Genomic DNA, 17,675 nt, shown 5'->3' on the forward strand with positions numbered 1-17,675 from the left:
CGACATCTCCCCCGCGGCGCACACCGCCGAGGTAGCCGCACACGCGGACGACTCCCCCGCCGAGCGCACGGAACCGGTTCCCGCAGCAGGCTGCAAGGGCGCCGCCGCGGCAAGCGGTGCCGCGGAGGACGCGCGGGCCCGCGAGGCCGACTGAACCGCAGGCGGAGCCGGACAACGGGGCGAGCGGCACCACGCAGCCGGCCCCCATGAGCCCGAGATGCAGCACGGGTCCGGAACACCCGCGCGCGGCCTTCGGCAGCCGGCGGCGGCGCGCGATACTGCGCCGGTGACGAACGTACGACCGACCCGGCGGCGCTCTGCCGGGCAGCCCGCTCATCCCTTCCTCGACCATCCGGTGCCACTGGCCTTCGCGCACCGCGGCGGCGCGGCCTCCGGACTGGAGAACACCCGGGCGGCCTTCGCGCGGGCCGCCGAGCTCGGCTACCGCTGCATGGAGACCGATGTCCACGCCACGGCGGACGGCGCGCTGGTCGCCTTCCACGACGCGACGCTGGAGAGGACCACCGACCGAAGCGGCGCCCTCGCGGAGTTGAGCTGGGAGGAGGTGAGCCGGGCCCGCGTCGCCGGCCGCGAGCCGGTACCGCTCTTCGCCGACCTGCTACGGGCGTTCCCCCACGTACGCTGGAACATCGATGTGAAGGCCGAGGCCGCACTGGTCCCGTTGCTGGATCTGCTGGAGCGGGAGAACGCCTGGGGGCGGGTGTGCGTCGGGTCCTTCGAGGAGGCCCGGGTCGCCAGGGCACGGACGCTGGCCGGACCGAAGCTGCTGACCTCCCTCGGCACCAGCGGCGTACTGGCGTTGCGGATGCGCGCCTACCGCCTGCCGTGGCGGCTCCCGGCGGGGGCCGGCTGCGCTCAGGTGCCCGAACGGCACGGCCGGATACGGGTGGTGGACCCGGCCTTCGTGCGGGCCGCACACGCGCGCGGCCTCCAGGTGCACGTGTGGACGGTGAACGACCGCGCGCGGGCCGAGGCGCTCCTCGACATGGGCGTGGACGGGATCATGACCGACCATCTGGAGATGCTCCGCGACGTGTTCACCGAGCGGGGCGCGTGGCCCCAGGAGTGAGGCCCGGTCCCGTCGGCCCCTGGCCGAACACCTCGTCGAGGAAACCGCCGACCTCCCGCGCGAAGCGGTCCGGGGCGTCCTCGTGGAGCCAGTGCCCGCAGCCGGGGAAGGTGACCAGGCGGGTGCCGGGCCGCTCCTCGACCATGCGGTGCGCCACCTGCTCGGACAGCATGAAGCTGTGTTCCGCGCGCAGCAGCAGCGCCGGCTGCGCCGACGCCCGCCAGTGCGCACCCAGGTCCCCCGCGAAGGCGCGCTGGGAGGCCATCATGTCGGCGGCCTCGAACCGCAGTCCCCAACCGTCCCGGTACTGCACCGCGCTGTCGAGGAAGTAGCCCGCGTCCGGAACGCCGGCCGCCTCGATCGCGGCGCCCAGTGCCTCCCGGCTCGGTGCGCGACGGGGCCAGGCCGAACAGTCGAGCACCGGGTGCGCCTCCGGCTCCTGGTTGAGCACGGTCATGTCGGCCACCAGCAGGGCACTCACCCGCTCCGGTGCGCGGGCTGCCATCACGAAGGCGACGGCCCCGCCCATGGAGTGCCCCAGGACGGCCGCGCTCCGCACGCCGAGCACGTCCAGCAGTCCGGCGGCCTCGTCGGCGTAGGCCTCCGGCGAGAAGTCCTCGGCGCTCGGCGAGAGCCCGTGGCCGCGCTGGTCGGGCGCGATGACGCGAGCGCGGCCCCGCAGTGCCCCGGCGAGCGGATCGAAGATACGGCCGCTCCCGAAGTGCCCGTGCAGGGCGAGCAGTACGGGTCCGCTGCTTGGCGAGTCGAGGTAGGCCACCCGCCGTCCGGCGACGTGCGCGACCCGGTGGTGCCGGACGACTTCGTCCTCACCCTGCGGGTCCTGGGAAGCGGACATGGTGCACGGTCTCCTTGTCGTCGGGGCCGGATCCGCGCCCGGCGTCCTTCCCTTCGAGGGGTGAACGCTCCGGCTGTCCGTGCCGCGGAAGGGGAACTGTAGTCTCCCCGCACCGGTTTCGAAGATCGTTCGAAGCCGGGGGAAGCGTTCGACGGGGAGGATCGCGGATGGGCACGGGTACCAGCGGCACACCGCAGGACGGCACGGTTGTGGACGAGTCGGACGGGATACGGGAGCGGCGGCGCGAGCAGCGCGGCTGGTACTTCTACGACTGGGCGAACTCCGTCTTCTCCACCAGCGTCCTGACCGTCTTCCTCGGCCCGTACCTGACGGAGGTCACGAAGACGGCGGCGGACGCGGACGGCTATGTGCACCCGTTGGGCATCCCGGTACGTGCCGGCTCGTTCTTCCCGTACGCCGTCTCGGCCTCCGTGCTGCTGTCGGTTCTGGTGATGCCGCTGGCCGCCGCGTTCGCGGACCGCACGGGGCGCAAGAAGCCGCTGCTGGGCGCCGCGGCCTACCTGGGTGCCGGGGCGACCACGGGCATGTTCTTCCTGGACGGGGAGCGCTATCTGCTCGGCGGTGTGCTGCTGGTGATCGCCAACGTCAGCTTCGCCACGTCGGTGGTGCTCTACCACGCCTTCCTGCCGCAGATCGCCCCGCCCGAGGAACGCGACGCCGTCTCCTCGCGCGGCTGGGCGTTCGGGTACGGCTCGGGCGCGCTGGTGCTGGTGGCGAACCTGGGGCTGTTCCTGGGACACGACGCGCTGGGCGTGGCGGAATCCACGGCCGTGCGGATCTGCCTGTCCTCCGCGGGCCTGTGGTGGGCCGTCTTCACCGTCGTCCCCCTGCTGCGGCTCCGCGAGCGGCCGTCCCCCGCGGCGCACGGTGGCGGGCGCGTCGGATGGGGGCAGGGCTTCCGGCAGCTCGCCACGACGCTGCGCGAGATCCGCCGCTACCCGCTGACCTTGCTGTTCCTGCTGGCGTACCTGCTCTACAACGACGGCATCCAGACGGTGATCACCCAGGCCTCGGTCTACGGCTCGGAGGGGCTCGGGCTGGGTCAGACGACGCTGATCGGGGCCATTCTGCTGGTGCAGGTGCTGGCGGTGGCCGGTGCCCTGCTGCTGGGCCGGCTTGCCGCCCGGTACGGCGCCAAACGCGCGATCCTGGGCTCTCTGGTGGCGTGGACGGCCACCGTGGGCGCGGGCTACTTCCTGCCGCGCGAGGACCCGGTGTGGTTCTACGTCCTGGCGGTCGGTATCGGTCTGGTGCTGGGCGGCAGCCAGGCGCTGTCCCGCTCGCTCTTCTCGCATCTGGTGCCCGCGGGGAAGGAGGCGGAGTACTTCGCGCTGTACGAGATCAGCGACCGCGGCACGAGCTGGCTGGGGCCGCTGGTGTTCGGGCTGGCGTACCAGATGACGGGCGACTACCGGATCGCCATCCTGTCGCTGGTGGTCTTCTTCGCGCTCGGTTTCGCCCTGCTGCTGCGGGTACCCGTGCGGCGTGCGACGGCGGCGGTGGGCAACGTCGCACCCGGTAGGATTTAGACCTACGGGTGCCGGGCCGGTACTGTACGCCTTTGGCCCACCGGATGGACCGTTACTGCACGCCGAAGAGATGCGAACAGTGGGTGACATCTCCTGTCAGTTGTGACAAACCGGTCACCGGGGGGTACCGCAGATCAACGAAGCGGCAGCACGAAGAGCAGCGGCGCGTAGGCCCTCCGTCACGGGTGGAGTGCGCGACGGTGGGTGATCTCCCCGTACGGGAATCTTCACCGGCGGCCGGACGTTGACCGGATGACGACGACAGCGACACCTGTCCTGTGGGCGACCAGCCCGGGAGGCACGAATTCATGAGTGAGCGAGCTCTTCGCGGCACGCGACTCGTGGTGACCAGCTACGAGACCGACCGCGGTATCGACCTGGCCCCGCGCCAGGCCGTGGAGTACGCATGCCAGAACGGACATCGTTTCGAGATGCCGTTCTCGGTAGAAGCCGAGATTCCGTCCGAGTGGGAGTGCAAGGTGTGCGGTGCACCAGCCCTCCTGGTCGACGGCGAGGGTCCGGAGGAGAAGAAGGGCAAGCCCGCGCGTACGCACTGGGACATGCTCATGGAACGCCGTACCCGTGAGGAGCTGGAGGAGGTCCTCGCCGAGCGGCTCGCCGTGCTGCGTTCGGGCACCATGAACCTTGCGGTGCACCCTCGTGACGACAGCGGCGGCAACAAGCGCAAGTCCGCCTGACCTCCTCGGTCACGGCGGCAACACAGCGAGAGGGCCCGGTTCACACGTTCGTGTGGACCGGGCCCTCTCGTGCGTCCGCGGGCGCCCCGGGCCCGGGGCGCCCTGGCGGCGGTCGGCTGTCAGCCCTCCCGCTGGTCGTCGTCGTGGACGACCTCGCCCTGGACGACCTTGCCGTCCGGGCGGTGCATGCGGACCTGCTGCTCGGCCGTACGCGCCTGCTGGTAGGTGTCGCCGAGGCTGCCGGGGGCGAACCCGCTGCGGCGGTCCAGGAAGCGCTGGGTGGAGCCGCGCAGCAGCCTGGCGGTCGGCGGGAAGAGACACAGCAGCCCGACGACGTCCGTGAGCAGCCCCGGGATCATCAGCAGCAGCCCGCCCAGCATGGCCGTGCCGTTGCCGTGCCGCCCTGCGCCCTCCGGTTCCCCGGTGGCCGCGCCACCGCCCCTGGCCTGCTCCTGGGCGCTCTGCACCGCCTCGGTCAGGTTCCGCCAGGCGCGGCGCCCCGCCCGCTTGATCACGGCGGTGCCGGCCACGAGGCCCGCGACCAGCACCAGGAAGACGGTGAAGCCGCCGGCCGCGTCGCCGAGCAGGATCAGCAGCCAGATCTCCAGAACGATCCACGCGGCGACGGCCAGCGGTGCCAGCGTCCGGCCCCGCCGGCGCGGCGGCCGGGGCGAGGGCGTCCCGTCGGGGCCGCCGTCGCCGCCCCGGCCCGGGCCGTCGCCCGGGTCCTGGCCGTGGGGCTCGTACGGAAAAGGTGCGCGCGAGGTCATTCCTCCAGTGTGCCTGGCGCCACGTAGGAGCGGAATCAGCGCTCCTTGCGGCCGATGACCTTCCTGACCCGCCCCTCGACGCCCCAGGCCGCGATCCGCCACAGGGCCTCGGCCATGATGTCCCGGCTCATCTTGGAGTCGCCGCGCTCCCGCTCGACGAAGGTGATCGGGACCTCCACGACGTGGTACCCCCCGTGCACGGTGCGGCGGGTGAGATCCACCTGGAAGCAGTACCCCTGGGAGGCGATCGAGTCCAGCCCGATGCCCTCCAGCGTCTCCTTGCGGAAGGCCCGGAAGCCCGCCGTCACATCGCGTACGCCGACGTCCAGGAGCAGCCGCGAGTAGGTGCTGGCGCCCCGGGAGAGGAGCTCACGGGACCTGGGCCAGTTGACGATCCGGCCGCCGGGTACCCAGCGGGATCCGATGACCAGGTCGGCGCCGCCCAGGGCGGTCAGCAGCCGGGGCAGCTCCTCGGGCGGGTGGGAGCCGTCCGCGTCCATCTCGACCAGCACCCCGTAGCCGTTGTCGATGCCCCACCGGAAGCCCGCCAGGTAGGCGGCGCCCAGCCCTTCCTTGCCCTTGCGGTGCAGCACGTGCACCTGGTCGTCCTCGGCGGCGATCTCGTCCGCGAGCTTGCCGGTGCCGTCGGGGCTGTTGTCGTCGGCGACGAGGATGTGCGCCTCGGGCACGGCCTTGCGCACCCGGGTGACGACGGGCCCCAGGTTGTCGGCCTCGTTGTACGTCGGGATGATGACCAGGGCCGTGCCGAGGGGGCCGTACCTCCGCTGTCCGCCGTCCGTCACTGGTGCTGCCCCTCCGTTTGAGCTGGTCGGTCCTGCTGGTCGTGGCCGCCGCTTCGGTCATGGCCGGTGGCCCTCTCGCGCCCGGCGTCCTCCGGGCCCCGGTCGGTGCCCTCCCGGCCGTCCCCCTGGCCGGTGGCCTCCGGTGCGGATTCCGCGGTCTGCGCGGTATACGGCGCCGACGCGGTGACCGGTTCACGCGCACCGCGCGACCTGCGGCCCAGCACCCAGGCACCGGCGCAGGCGAGCACGCCCACGATAGCGATCCCCCACTCCGGGGCGGCGCCGACGCGGTCGGCGACGGTCAGCTCGTCCCGCAGCGGCAGGTTTTGGGTGAGCACGTCCCGGGTGAACTCGTCGGTGCGCTTCTCGACGGTCCCGTCCGGGGCGACGACGGCGCTGATGCCGCTGGTCGCCGCCGTCACCACGGCCCGGCCGTGCTCGATCGCCCGCAGCTTCGACATCACGAGCTGCTGCTCGGGCTGGCCGGTGTTGCCGTAGGTGGCGTTGTTGGTCTGCACGACGAGGGCGCGGGCCCCGTCCCGGACGGTGTCGCGGGGGATCTCGTCGTAGGCGACCTCGAAGCAGATCACGTCCCCCAGCGTGGCGGGCCCGGTACGGAGCACCCCGGTGTGGTCGCCCGGGTAGAAGTCCCGCGGGATCTGCTGGAGGCGGGTGATGACCTTGCTGAGCTGGTCGCGGAAGGGCACGTACTCGCCGAACGGCACCGGGTGCTGCTTGGTGTAGGAGGCGCCGGGCCCCTTCTTCGGGTCCCACACGATGCCCTGGTTCTCGACGTACCCCTGCCTGGTGGGGTGGTCGACGAGGGCACCGACGAGGACGGGAACCCCCACGGCCTTGACCGCCTCGTCGATGCGGGCGCCCGCCTCCGGGTACTTGTAGGGGTCGAGGTCGGAGGAGTTCTCCGGCCAGAGCACCAGGTCGGGCCGGGGCTCCTTGCCCTTCTTGATCCGCTTGGCGAGATCGAGGGTGGCCTCGACGTGGTTGTTGAGGATCTGCATGGGACGGCCCAGGAAGTGCATCCCGGGCTGCTCGACGTTCCCCTGCACGACGGCGATCCGGACCGTGTCGGCCGCCTTCGTGGGGACGGGCACCGCGAAGCCCGCGACGGTGACGAGGGCGGCCAGTGCGAGGGCGCCGAGCCCGGTGGCGCAGGAGCGGGCCGTCCGGGCAGGTGCCGAGCGGAGCCGCCAGACCGTCAGGGCCGTGGCCGCCAACAGCGTGCCGGCCAGCGCGACCGCGAAGCCGGTCAGCGGAGCGCCGCCCAGTGCGGCCAGCCGGACGAAGGGCGAACCGGTGTTGGCGAAGGCCAGCCGGCCCCACGGGAAGCCGCCGAAGGGGAGGCGGTCCCGCAGGAACTCCTCGGTCACCCACAGGCAGGCCCCCCACAGCGGCCAGCCGGGCAGCCGTGAGGTGACGGAGAGCCCCGCGCCGAGCGCGAGGACGAAGAGGCCCTGCAGGAAGGCGAGTCCGATCACCGCGTCCCAGCCGACGACGTGCAGCCACTTCAGCAGGACGACGAAGAAGGGCCAGCCGAACGCGAGCCCGAGCCAGGCGCCCTGGCGGCCCGTCCTGCCCCGGGTGAGCAGGCTCAGCGCGGCGACGGCCACCAGCGAGAGCGGCCACAGTCCGTAGGGCGGGAACGCGAAGGCGAGCGCCACTCCTGCCAGGGCTGCCAGTGCCGAACGGCGCCACTCGCGCCGTGCCAGCGCCCCGAGCCGTCGCCACCGCCCGCGGCGGACACCAGAACCGTCCCCGGAGTCGGCGGTGTCCCCGGGGTCTCCGCTCGTCGCGCCGGTGCTGCTCTGCTCGGAAGCGTGCGCCGACGCGGAAGGGGCCGAGGGAACATCACTGCGGTCGGCGGCCTCGGCCCTGCGTACGGGCGTGCCCACTCCGTCGGCGCACTCCGCGCTGTCGGGGGCGCTGCGGGGCGCTGCGGGAGCCGCCTCGTGCTCCCGGGAGCCGTCCGGGGCGGAGGCGGGGGTGGTGTCGGGGCCCGATGCCAAGGTCGCGGCCTTCCTCGCAGGTCGTTCGGTGGTGAGGTGACCGTACAACGCGCCGGGGCCACGAGGGGGGGCCGGGACCGCAAAGCCGGGGAAGGCACAGGAAGAAGGCCGGGCGACGCTCCGTAGCCGCACGCGCAGTACGCGCGCGGTGTCTACGGATCGGGGCCCGGCGCCCTTCGGGCCGACCTGGGACCCGCTGGCTGCGGATCGACCGAAAGCCGTTGTCTACTGAGCGTCCGGGCCCCGTCCCGGGTCACACCCGCCGACCGGCGGATCAGTACCTGTCCTCGTTGTCGCGGGCGCTGGACCTGGCTCGCAGCGGTGGTGCGCCGGTGCGGTACACCACCCCTGGCCCAGCGGGATTCGACGACAGCGCGGAAGCTCCCCGGTCGGACGTCCTGTGGTGGACTCGGCCGAACCTACCGGGCTCCGGGCGAGGATTGTCAACAGCCCAGCGACCTGGGGTGTTTCGCCAAATCAGCAGGTCAGTAGCGAGAACAGCGCGCGGGGCGGGGCGCACAGGGGGTCCCGATCGGCCCTATCGGCCCCCTGCGCATCACTCGTACGGCCGTGCGTGGACCGTCCGTCCGGCGACCACCGTGCGCAGGCAGACCGGCGCCGGGGTGCCCGGAGTCAGGTCCGGCAGCCCGGGGGTGCCGGAGCGCGGGTCGGTGGACCAGTTGGCGACGCGGGTGTCGGGCGTCTGGACCACGAGCGGCCCGGTGCGCCACACGGCGTAGTCGGCGGGGGCGCCGGGGGCGAGGACGCCCGCGTCGTCGCGGCCGAGGGCCCGCCAGCCGCCCCGGGTGTGTGCGGTGAAGGCACCGCGGACGGAGATCCGGTGCTCGTGCGTGCGGTGGAAGGCCGCGGCCCGCACGGCCTCCCAGGGGCCGAGCGGAGTGACGGGGCTGTCGGAGCCGAGAGCAAGGGGCACCCCGGCGTGGAGCAGTGCCGCGTACGGGTTGAGGGTGGCGGCACGTTCGGCACCGAGGCGACGCGCGTACATGCCGTCCGTGCCGCCCCAGGCCGCGTCGAAACCGGGCTGCACGGAGGCGGTGAGGGCGAGGTCGGCGAACTCGGAGACGGTGTGCGCGGTCAGCATCTCGGCGTGCTCGACACGGTGCCGGGCCGCACGGACGCGGGCGAGGCCGACGGTGCGCGCGGCGCGCCGGACGCCGTCGGTGACGGCCTGGACCGCGGCGTCCCCGATGGCGTGGAAGCCGGCCTGGAGCCCGGCTTCGGTACAGGTGGCGACGTGGGCGGCGATCGCGTCGACGTCGAGTTGGCCGCTGCCTGCGGTGTGCGGCGCGTCCGCGTAGGGGGCGCACAGGTGCGCGGTGTGGGAGCCGAGGGACCCGTCGGCGAACAGGTCACCGGCCGCGCCGCGCGCCCCGAGTTCCCTGACCTGCTCCGCCTCCTTTGCAGTCGTGACGAGTTGGGCCCAGTAGCCGTACACCCGGGGGCCCGGCTCCTCGGCGGCCAGCGCGAGCAGGGCGGTCAGGTCGTCCGCACCGGAGATGTCGGGGCCCGCGCACTCGTGGAGGGCGCCGATGCCGAGCGAGGCGGCGTGGTCCCGGGCGGCGCGCTGGGCCTCGGCGCGCTGCCGGTGGGTGAGGGTGGCGTGGGCGGCCTCGCGGACGGCGTGGTGGGCCTCGCCGGTGAGCGGCGCGTCGGGCCGGTACCCCGCACGGGAGGCGAGTTGCGGAACCATGTCGAGCATGGCGGTGGTGGCGAGCGCCGAGTGCACGTCGATCCGGGTCAGGTAGAGGGGCCTGCCGCCGGTCGCCTCGTCGAGCTCGGCGCGGCCGGGAGGGCGCTGCTCCGGCCAGGCGCTCGCATCCCAGCCGGTGCCCAGCAGCACCCGGTCGTCGGGCCGGGCCTCGGCGTGGGCGCGGATCCGGGCCAGCGCTTCGGTGAGCGTGGCGGCCCCGGACAGGTCGAGGCCGGTCAGCGCGAGCCCGGTCGCCGTGGTATGGACGTGGGCGTCGGTGAAGGCGGGGGTGACGAGGGCGCCGTCGAGGTGGACGACCTCGTCGACGTTCTCCTCGAAGGAGTCGGCAGCGCCTTCGGAGCCGATCCAGGCGATGCTGTCGCCCTCCACCACCATCGCGGTCGCGAACGGATCTGCGGGGCTGTGGACCTCGCCGCCGCGCAGCAGCAGGGTGCGGGGCCTGGAAGGGGTTGCGCTGTCGCTCATGGGGACAGTCTCCCGCTTCCTGACGCCCCGCCGCCGCGCGGGGTCGCCGGTGTCAGAGGCGGGGCGGCCGGGCCTCGTACGGGGTGGAGAGGACCACGGTGGTGCGGGTGGAGACGCCGGCCAGGGTGCGGATCCGGGCGAGCAGGTGCTCCAGTTCGATGGGGGTGGCGACGCGCACCTTGAGGATGTAGTTCTCGTCCCCCGCGACGCTGTGGCACGCCTCGATCTCGGGCACCTCGGCGAGCCGGTCGGCGATGTCGTCCGGGGCGCTGGGGTCGAAGGGTTTGACGGAGATGAACGCCGTCATGGACAGCCCGACCGCCTCGGGTTCCACGAGCGCGGCGTAGCCGCGGATGACGCCGCGCTGTTCGAGGCGGCGCACGCGCTGGTGCACGGCCGAGGTGGACAGGCCGGTGGCCTTGCCCAGGTCGGTGTAGCTCATCCGCCCGTCCTTGACGAGCAGTTCCACGATCTGACGGTCGAGTTCCTCCACAGCGGATCACCGTACTGCCCTCGCGCCCCCGGTGCAGCGCGTGTGCTCCGGCGCACGGAAGCGGCGCGCCGTGGCGTGCGGCGCGCGGGAGTGGCACAGGGCACCATGAGGTATGTGATGAAGGCCACACTTATGCATCGGCGTCCTGCGGTGCTGGGCGATTATGGGTGCGGCACGACGGGAAGTGCTTGCTGTGGCCGGAGCCATGAGCCCGGCCGTTCCATCAAGGGGGATCAGATGCGCACGACGAAATCCCGCTCCGCCCGCCAGGAGTCCGCTCACCAGAGCGACGCTCAGCCGGGCGAGGCGGTCGCTGTCTTCGACGACTCCGACGCCCTGGACGGCTCCGACGAGCCGCCCGGATCCGTCTTCGAGGAAGAGATGTACGAAGCTCTCCGCGTCAAGTGTCCCGACTGCGCCCAGGCCATCGCGGTCTTCTCCCAGGAGGAGCAACTGCCCCGGCACGGGCTGTGCGCCTCGCCGTGGAACCCGTTCGGCCTGACGGTGTGCCAGGGGTCCGGTCGCCCGGTGGCGGAGGCCGCACCGTGGGACAGGGAGCCCACCGAGCGGACGGTCAGCGAGCTGTTGACACTGCCCGAGGGGCTGGACTGGCGCACCCAGCCGTTCTCCCACGTCATGCTTCCCGGCTCCCGCCCGGCGGGACGCGTCCCCGCTGCGGTGAGGTGACGGGCGGCACACCAGTACCGGTCATCAGGTGACGTGAGGTCACCGGGGCCACGGGTCACCGGCCTCTCAGCCGCATCGAGGTCACCCTTCTTCGCCGCCTGCCCGCTCCGCGGTCCAGTACCGGTCCTCCAGCATCGCCTCCAACGCGGCGCGGTGCATGATCAGGTCGTCCGGGTCGTGGGGCGGCGCGCACTCGCCGAAGTGGACGCGCCGGTAGGCGCTACGGAGCATCACGACGGCGTGCCGTAGCGCCGCGTAGAGGGTGTGGAAATCCATGGCACGGGGCCGGTGGCCGGTCGGTTCCGCGTAGCGCCGCTCCACCACCCGGCGGCGCAGCAGCCCGGGCAGGCCGGTCTGTCCGCCGGATTCGGTCAGGTTCTGGAAGATGCGGTGCAGGTACACCATCCAGGCCAGGTCGAGTTCGCGGGGGCCGGGCGCGGCCATCTCCCCGTCCAGGACGGCGACCGGGCGGAACCCGTCGAAGACGATGTTGCCGCTCCAGGCGTCGCCCCAGCACACCACCGGCTCACCCTCCTCGTCGGACCAGTTGGCCTCCAGCCAGGCGAAGGCACGCTCGATGACGGGTGAGCGGGGCCGGTGGGCGACGACCCACTGGCAGCAGGCGCGCTGCTCCTCGACGTGGCGGCGGAGCGCGGTGCCCGCGCCGGGTCCGCGCCGGAAGCCGGCCCGGGCGGGCGGCGGCCAGAGCGCACGGGCCCCGGCCGGACATCCGGGAGACCCGGCGTTTTCGCGCGGGTCTCCGTGAGGAAGAGCTGACCGGGTAGCCGTGTACGGAGCCTGCGTGAGCCCCGTACGACGGGGGACCCGGGCGCCGAGGAGGTACGGACATGGCCGGCACGAGCACCAGGAGCAGGTCCAGCGACACCGCAGGCAAGGCGGGCGGTACCAGGAGCAGAAACACCGGAAAACAGTCCGGCGCCGACGGCGGCCGCGGCGGTGGCCCCGAGCGGCAGCAGGCGGTGGTCAGGGAACTGCTGAAGCAGCACGGCGAGACGTACGCCCACGAGGCGGGCATCACCCTGCGCGACACCCCGATGCCGCTGTACCAGTTGCTGGTGCTCTCCATGCTGCTGTCCGCCCGGATCCGCGCGGACATCGCGGTCGCCAGCGCCCGTGCCTTCACGAAGGCGGGCATGAAGGACCCGAAGCGGATGGCGGAGGCCACCTGGCAGCAGCGGGTGGACGCGCTGGGCGAGGGCGGCTACCGGCGCTACGACGAGCGCACGGCCACCATGCTCGGGCAGGGGGCCGAGCTCGTGCTCGACAAGTGGGGCGGCGATCTGCGCAGGCTGCGTCGGAGCGACGACCCGCAGGCCGCCCTCCGCGAGGTGCCGGGCATCGGGCCCACGGGCGTCTCGATCTTCCTGCGCGAGGCGCAGACGGTCTGGCCCGAGTACCAGCCCTACCTGGACGGCAAAGCGCTCCAGGGTGCGGAGAAGCTGGGGCTGCCCACGTCGGCCGAGAAGCTGGCCGGCCTGGTGAAGAAGGACGAGCTGGCACCGCTGGCGGCCGGACTGGTGCGGGCGGCGCTCAGCTCCAAGGTGGTCGACGAGGTCCGGGCGGCGGCCCGCACCTGAGGGCCCGCCCTCGCCGCTCTCCCGCGCCCCAGCGGGCGGCTGCCCCGCCCGTGGCCTACAGCTCCACGAGGGCCTGCACCGGCAGATGGTCGCTCGGGTACTGCCCGTTGAGGGAGAAGGTGTTGATCTCCGCACGCCGGACGCGGACACCGGGAGTGGCGAGGATCCAGTCGATGCGGTCGCCGTCGGGCACCAGCGGCTCGTAGCCGTGGAAGGTGCCGTAGAGCTTGCTGCGGCGCTTCGCGACCTCCCAGGTGTCGGTCAGCTTCCCGTCGGCCAGCAGCATGTCGTAGACGGTGTTGCCGTGGGCCGGGACGTTGAAGTCGCCGGTGACCACCTGCGGCAGTGCCGGGTCGAGCCCGCCCAGCCGCTCGGTGACCAGGGCGGCGGAGCGCTCACGCGAGTACTGGCTCAGATGGTCCAGGTGGGTATTGAGGTGGTAGAGCTCCCGGCCGGTCGCCAGGTCGCGGAAGTGCACCCAGGTGACCATCCGGACGACGGTGTTGCCCCAGGTGGCCGAGCCGATCAGCGCGGGCTGGCCGGAGAGCCAGAAGTGGTCGTAGGCGAGCGGGAGCAGTCGGCGGACGTCGTAGAAGACGGCCATGAACTCGCCCCGGCTGCCGCCCTCGCGGCCGGTGCCGATCCAGTCGTAGCCGGAGCCGCCCAGGTCGCCCGCGATGTCCTTGAGCTGCGGGTAGAGCCCCTCCTGCGTACCCAGCAGGTGCGGGCGCTCGCGCCGCAGGAGCGCCCGGGTGACCGGGCGCCGCTCGGGCCAGCTGTCGGGCGGCTCCTCGGCCGCGTAGCGGAGGTTGAACGTCATGAGGCGGAGCGCCCGCGAGCCGCCGCCCCCGCCCTCCGCAGACCGTGGCGCCGGGGCGGGGAGGCCACGCGGGGCGGTGGTGCGCGCGGCTGCGGCGTGCGCGGTGGCGCCGCCCGCCGCGAGGGGAAGGGCGAGGGCTGCCGCGGCTGCCGTACGGATGCCGCCGCGGCGGGTGAAGCGCGATCCGACCGACGTCATGTGAGTCCTCCCTGGTTCCTGGCACGGATCGGGGCGGTGCTCTTGCGCGCTCGTGTGCAGGCGGGGGCCGCGCGGTGCGGCCCCGGGCCGCACCGCGCGGATTCAGCTCCTGCTCTCCGGGCCCGCCAGATGGCGGGCGATCACCATGCGCTGGATCTGGTTGGTGCCCTCCACGATCTGGAGGACCTTGGCCTCGCGCAGATACCGCTCGACGGGGAAGTCGACCGTGTAGCCGTACCCGCCCAGCAGTTGCACGGCGTCGGTGGTGACGCGCATGGCGGCGTCCGTGCAGAAGAGCTTGGCCATGGCGGCCTGCCGGGAGAACGGCTCGCCCGCGTCGTGTTGTCGGGCAGCAGCCAGGTAGAGGGCGCGGCCGGCCTCGATCTGGGTGCCCATGTCGGCAAGCGTGAACCGCACACCCTGGAAGTCCGCGAGAGGTTGCCCGAACTGCCGGCGCTGCACCGTCCAGGTCAGCGCCTCGTCCAGCGCGGCCTGGGCGACCCCGATGGCGCAGGCGGCGATGCCCAGACGGCCGGCGTCCAGCGAGGAGAGGGCGACGGTGAAGCCCTGGCCCTCGTCGCCCAGCCTGCGCGAGTCGGGCACCCGCACCCCGTCGAAGTGCACCTGCGCGGTGGGCGAGCCGGTCAGCCCCATCTTGCGCTCGGGCGGTGCGGCGCTCAGCCCCTCGGCGTCACCGGGGACGAGGAAGGCGGTGATGCCGCGGGGGCCGTCCTCGCCGGTGCGGGCCAGAACGGTGTAGAAGTCGGCCACGCCGCCGTGCGTGATCCAGGCCTTGGTCCCGGTCAGCACCCAGTCGTCGCCGTCGCGCACGGCGCGGGTGCGCAGCGAGGCGGCGTCGGAGCCGGAGGCGGGCTCGGAGAGGCAGTAGGCGCCGAGCAGGCCACCGCCCAGCATGTCGGGCAGCCATGTGGTGCGCTGCTCCTTGCTGCCGAAGCGGGCGAGCCCGTGGCAGGCCAGCGAGTGCACGCTGGTGCCGAGCCCGACGGTGAGGCGGGCGGCCGCCAGCTCCTCCAGCACCTGGAGGTAGACCTGGTAGGGCTGCTCCCCGCCGCCGTGCTCCTCCGGGTAGGGGAGCCCGAGGAGCCCGGAGCTCGACAGCAGCCGGAAGGTCGCGCGCGGAAATGTGCCGACGGCCTCCTCCTCGGCCGCCACGGGCCTGATCTCGCGTTGCACCAACTCGCGTACGAGGCCCAGCAGATCACGCGCCTCGTCCGTGGGCAGTTCACGTTCCACCGGCTGGGGGCCGTCCTGGGGCATGGTGCGCGCTCTCCTTCGGTTCGGGAAGTACGACGAGCGCGCCGGGGTGTGGCGGGTCGCCGAGGGGGCACCGGCCGCGCGGGGCCGGGAGTGCCGCTGCCTCAGCCGTGATGGTGCACCGTCGGATCGCGACGGTGGCTGATCAGCGGCTGCGGCGAGTTGGAGTATGCCCGATCGCGGGCCCGCCGTCACCGGCGTCAGGGCGGGAGCCGTGCGGCGCGGGGAGGTGTGAGCGGGGCCGAGGGCGGAACGACGAGGATTGGTCCGAACCATTGACTCACTGGTCTAGTCCTTCTACATTCCCGGAACGTACGACACACGCACGGCCGCAGCACGACTCACACCCCCGCATCCCACACGCGAGGTGACACATGCTCGGACCGGACAGACCCCCCTCCCCACGCGCCCCCGGCACCCCACGCGTGCCCTCTCCGCTCCCCCGCCGCCGGGGACTCCTCGCCCTCCTCGGCGCGGTCTGCGCGGCCCTGCTGGCGACGACTCTGCTGTCGGCCACGGCATCGGCCGGCACCCGCCAGGGGCAGGCGGCGACACCCCACTCCGCCGCCGCGCAGCAGCAGGCGGCAGCGGGCAGAACGGTGGGCTACTTCACCAACTGGGGCGTCTACCAGCGCAACTACCACGTCAAGAACATCGAGACCTCGGGCTCGGCGGACCGGCTCACCCACATCAACTACGCCTTCGGCAACGTCCAGGGCGGCAAGTGCACGGTGGGCGACAGCTACGCCGACTACGAGAAGGCCTACACCGCCGACCAGAGCGTCGACGGGACGGCCGACACCTGGGACCAGCCGCTGCGCGGCAACTTCAACCAGCTCATCAAGCTCAAGAAGGAGCACCCGGACCTGAAGGTGCTGTGGTCCTTCGGGGGCTGGACCTGGTCGGGCGGCTTCGGCCAGGCGGCCCAGGACCCCGCGGCGTTCGCCGAGTCCTGCTACAACCTGGTCAACGACTCGCGCTGGAAGGGTCTCTTCGACGGCATCGACATCGACTGGGAGTACCCGAACGCCTGCGGCCTGTCCTGCGACACCAGCGGCCGGGACGCGTTCGGCAACGTACTCAAGGCGCTGCGGGGGAAGTTCGGCGACCAGCTCGTCACCGCCGCCATCACCGCCGACGCCTCCCCCGGAGGCAAGCTGGAGGCCACCGACTACAAGACCGCGGCACAGTACGTCGACTGGTACCTGCCGATGACCTACGACTACTTCGGCGCCTGGGACGCGCAGGGCCCCACCGCCCCGCACTCCCCGCTGACCTCGTACGAGGGCATCCCGAAGGAGGGTTTCGACACCGAGGCAACCGTCGCCAAGCTCAAGGGGCTCGGCGTGCCGGGCAGCAAACTGCTGTACGGGCTCGGCTTCTACGGCCGCGGCTGGTCCGGGGTGACGCAGTCCGAACCGGGCGGCACGGCCACAGGTCCAGCACCGGGCACGTACGAGCAGGGCATCGAGGACTACAAGGACCTCAAGACCCGCTGCCCGGCCACCGGCAAGGTCGCCGGCACCGCCTACGCCCACTGCGGCGACCAGTGGTGGAGCTACGACACCCCCGAGACGATCGCCGCCAAGGGCGACTGGGCCGCGCAACAGGGCCTGGCCGGGACGTTCTTCTGGGAGCTGAGCGGCGACACGGCGGACGGGGAGCTGATCAAGGCCGTCAAGTAACGGCCGTCCGACGACGGAGGGGGCCTGGCGCCTCCTGCGCGCGGGTGGTGGGCCGGCGGCCCGCCACCCGTTGCGTGTGCAGGCGCGCGGTGCCGGAGGCTCAGCCGATCTGCCGGTCGCGCCCCGCCAGGAACCCGCCACGGTCCGGCACACCATGAGCAGCGCCATCAAGGCCAACGGCGCCCGCCATCCGGCCGTGTGGTCGTAGAGCGCCCCGACCAGTACGGGCCCGGGGATCGACAGCAGGTAACTGCCGCGGAGCCGCGTACCCCACAAGGGCGAAGCAGAGCGCGGGCATCGACGTCAGCAGCCCGGCGGTGGTGGCGCTCACCCCCAGTCTTGGGCCCGGGCCTCTTCGAGTACCGGCCCAAGGCTGGCGACGAACGGCCGCAGGTTCACCGCGGCCAGCATCAGCGCGAGCGGCGCCAGGAGGGCGTAGACGGTGAACCGCCGACGGCCCGCCGCCGAGGCGTCGCCCTCAACGCACTGTGAAGCGTGCGGAGTTACCGCTTCCTCGTTCGACACCCCCGCAGCGTGGGCTCATGGGATGCCCGCGTCGGCTGCCGGCGACCGGCTCGCCTAGCGGCGCACTCCGCGCCCCGCGCGGATGCGTTCCAGCAGGGTGACTCCCAGCGCGGCGAGGGCGATCTGGATGATCAGCTCGATCCAGTCGAACCCGCGGGTGTCGGCGACGCCCACGGCACCGGCGATCGCGGTACCGACGAACGCGGCGACGATGCCGACGAGGACCGTCCACAGGAACCCGATCCGCTGCTTGCCCGGAAGCACCAGCCGTCCGAGCGCGCCGATGACGATGCCGACGACGAGCGCGCTGATGATCCCTGAGATGTCCATGGCTTCCCTCTCGGCCGGAAGAAGACTCCTCCGGCACCGAGTGTCTCCGAAGCCGGAGGGAATGTCGGCCTGAGCG

Annotated in this window: 17 protein-coding genes; 6 read left to right on the top strand and 11 right to left on the bottom strand. The window is 72.8% G+C overall.

All coding sequences use genetic code 11. The features are described 5' to 3' along the window. The first annotated feature begins 286 nt into the window (after positions 1–286). Positions 287–1,090 carry a glycerophosphodiester phosphodiesterase family protein gene (locus H297_RS35700; RefSeq protein WP_037793824.1) on the top strand — a complete coding sequence of 268 codons (804 nt, stop codon included), beginning with the start codon at positions 287–289 and terminating at the stop codon, positions 1,088–1,090. On the opposite strand, the gene H297_RS35705 is transcribed toward H297_RS35700, so the two are convergent. Beyond that, a complete protein-coding gene (locus tag H297_RS35705) occupies positions 1,059–1,946 on the bottom strand; it encodes an alpha/beta fold hydrolase (RefSeq protein ID WP_051351736.1) in 888 nt (295 codons plus the stop codon). The genes H297_RS35700 and H297_RS35705 overlap by 32 nt on opposite strands. Positions 1,947–2,113: 167 nt before the next feature. Between H297_RS35705 and H297_RS0110455 the strand changes: the two genes are divergently transcribed. Both H297_RS0110455 and H297_RS0110460 read left to right on the top strand, forming a co-directional pair. Then, positions 2,114–3,496, top strand: coding sequence for an MFS transporter (locus H297_RS0110455; RefSeq protein ID WP_027736996.1), 1,383 nt, complete (start codon positions 2,114–2,116; stop codon positions 3,494–3,496). A 308-nt stretch (positions 3,497–3,804) separates the two neighbouring features. Then, positions 3,805–4,194: an RNA polymerase-binding protein RbpA gene (locus H297_RS0110460; protein ID WP_027736997.1), complete on the top strand. Its 390-nt coding sequence runs from the start codon at positions 3,805–3,807 to the stop codon at positions 4,192–4,194. 119 nt (positions 4,195–4,313) lie between these two features. On the opposite strand, the gene fxsA is transcribed toward H297_RS0110460, so the two are convergent. The 5 genes from fxsA to H297_RS0110485 all read right to left on the bottom strand — a co-directional run bounded on the left by fxsA (position 4,314) and on the right by H297_RS0110485 (position 10,481). Beyond that, positions 4,314–4,964, bottom strand: a complete 651-nt coding sequence (gene fxsA, locus H297_RS0110465; protein ID WP_027736998.1) for an FxsA family membrane protein — start codon at positions 4,962–4,964, stop codon at positions 4,314–4,316. Between the two features lie 35 nt (positions 4,965–4,999). After that, positions 5,000–5,767: a polyprenol monophosphomannose synthase gene (locus tag H297_RS0110470; protein ID WP_027736999.1), complete on the bottom strand. Its 768-nt coding sequence runs from the start codon at positions 5,765–5,767 to the stop codon at positions 5,000–5,002. Continuing rightward, positions 5,764–7,791, bottom strand: a complete 2,028-nt coding sequence (gene lnt, locus H297_RS35710; RefSeq protein WP_078513908.1) for an apolipoprotein N-acyltransferase — start codon at positions 7,789–7,791, stop codon at positions 5,764–5,766. The genes H297_RS0110470 and lnt overlap by 4 nt, the downstream gene beginning before the upstream one ends. A gap of 556 nt (positions 7,792–8,347) precedes the next feature. Next, positions 8,348–9,988, bottom strand: coding sequence for an amidohydrolase (locus H297_RS0110480; protein WP_027737000.1), 1,641 nt, complete (start codon positions 9,986–9,988; stop codon positions 8,348–8,350). Between the two features lie 52 nt (positions 9,989–10,040). Continuing rightward, on the bottom strand, positions 10,041–10,481 hold the full coding sequence (locus H297_RS0110485; RefSeq protein ID WP_027737001.1) for an Lrp/AsnC family transcriptional regulator: 441 nt from the start codon (positions 10,479–10,481) through the stop codon (positions 10,041–10,043). Positions 10,482–10,718: 237 nt separating this feature from the next. Here H297_RS0110485 and H297_RS0110490 point away from each other — a divergent pair, with 237 nt between their 5' ends. Continuing rightward, positions 10,719–11,168 (top strand): hypothetical protein, encoded by a 450-nt coding sequence (locus tag H297_RS0110490; RefSeq protein WP_027737002.1) that lies wholly within the window; start codon positions 10,719–10,721, stop codon positions 11,166–11,168. Positions 11,169–11,249: 81 nt separating this feature from the next. Here the strand turns inward: H297_RS0110490 and H297_RS35715 are convergent, their stop codons facing one another. Further along, positions 11,250–12,059: a phosphotransferase gene (locus H297_RS35715; RefSeq protein WP_078513909.1), complete on the bottom strand. Its 810-nt coding sequence runs from the start codon at positions 12,057–12,059 to the stop codon at positions 11,250–11,252. Between H297_RS35715 and H297_RS0110500 the strand changes: the two genes are divergently transcribed. Beyond that, a complete protein-coding gene (locus tag H297_RS0110500) occupies positions 12,017–12,766 on the top strand; it encodes an HhH-GDP family DNA glycosylase (protein ID WP_486589474.1) in 750 nt (249 codons plus the stop codon). The genes H297_RS35715 and H297_RS0110500 overlap by 43 nt on opposite strands. A 55-nt stretch (positions 12,767–12,821) precedes the next feature. Here the strand turns inward: H297_RS0110500 and H297_RS0110505 are convergent, their stop codons facing one another. Together H297_RS0110505 and H297_RS0110510 are read right to left on the bottom strand one after the other, a co-directional pair. After that, positions 12,822–13,784: an endonuclease/exonuclease/phosphatase family protein gene (locus H297_RS0110505; protein ID WP_027737004.1), complete on the bottom strand. Its 963-nt coding sequence runs from the start codon at positions 13,782–13,784 to the stop codon at positions 12,822–12,824. A gap of 102 nt (positions 13,785–13,886) precedes the next feature. After that, positions 13,887–15,062, bottom strand: coding sequence for an acyl-CoA dehydrogenase family protein (locus tag H297_RS0110510; RefSeq protein WP_027737005.1), 1,176 nt, complete (start codon positions 15,060–15,062; stop codon positions 13,887–13,889). 371 nt (positions 15,063–15,433) lie between these two features. Between H297_RS0110510 and H297_RS0110515 the strand changes: the two genes are divergently transcribed. Beyond that, positions 15,434–16,744, top strand: coding sequence for a glycoside hydrolase family 18 protein (locus tag H297_RS0110515; protein ID WP_051351737.1), 1,311 nt, complete (start codon positions 15,434–15,436; stop codon positions 16,742–16,744). Positions 16,745–17,071: 327 nt separating this feature from the next. Here H297_RS0110515 and H297_RS43690 read toward each other — a convergent pair whose 3' ends face one another. After that, a complete protein-coding gene (locus tag H297_RS43690; protein WP_027737007.1) occupies positions 17,072–17,269 on the bottom strand; it encodes a hypothetical protein in 198 nt (65 codons plus the stop codon). Between the two features lie 54 nt (positions 17,270–17,323). Further along, complete coding sequence (locus H297_RS0110530; protein WP_027737008.1) at positions 17,324–17,599, bottom strand: membrane protein; 276 nt, start codon at positions 17,597–17,599, stop codon at positions 17,324–17,326. Positions 17,600–17,675: the final 76 nt, after the last annotated feature.

This window comes from Streptomyces sp. CNT360, from assembly GCF_000424785.1.

What these genes read in the sequence shown, in the direction of transcription:
- H297_RS0110460 (WP_027736997.1), top strand. Translation starts at nt 3,805, where the DNA reads ATGAGTGAGCGAGCTCTTCGCGGCACGCGACTCGTGGTGACCAGCTAC.
- H297_RS0110515 (WP_051351737.1), top strand. Translation starts at nt 15,434, where the DNA reads ATGCTCGGACCGGACAGACCCCCCTCCCCACGCGCCCCCGGCACCCCA.
- H297_RS35705 (WP_051351736.1), bottom strand. Translation starts at nt 1,946, where the DNA reads ATGTCCGCTTCCCAGGACCCGCAGGGTGAGGACGAAGTCGTCCGGCAC.
- H297_RS0110510 (WP_027737005.1), bottom strand. Translation starts at nt 15,062, where the DNA reads ATGCCCCAGGACGGCCCCCAGCCGGTGGAACGTGAACTGCCCACGGAC.
- H297_RS0110490 (WP_027737002.1), top strand. Translation starts at nt 10,719, where the DNA reads ATGCGCACGACGAAATCCCGCTCCGCCCGCCAGGAGTCCGCTCACCAG.
- fxsA (WP_027736998.1), bottom strand. Translation starts at nt 4,964, where the DNA reads ATGACCTCGCGCGCACCTTTTCCGTACGAGCCCCACGGCCAGGACCCG.
- H297_RS0110530 (WP_027737008.1), bottom strand. Translation starts at nt 17,599, where the DNA reads ATGGACATCTCAGGGATCATCAGCGCGCTCGTCGTCGGCATCGTCATC.
- H297_RS0110480 (WP_027737000.1), bottom strand. Translation starts at nt 9,988, where the DNA reads ATGAGCGACAGCGCAACCCCTTCCAGGCCCCGCACCCTGCTGCTGCGC.
- H297_RS0110455 (WP_027736996.1), top strand. Translation starts at nt 2,114, where the DNA reads ATGGGCACGGGTACCAGCGGCACACCGCAGGACGGCACGGTTGTGGAC.
- H297_RS0110500 (WP_486589474.1), top strand. Translation starts at nt 12,017, where the DNA reads ATGGCCGGCACGAGCACCAGGAGCAGGTCCAGCGACACCGCAGGCAAG.
- H297_RS0110505 (WP_027737004.1), bottom strand. Translation starts at nt 13,784, where the DNA reads ATGACGTCGGTCGGATCGCGCTTCACCCGCCGCGGCGGCATCCGTACG.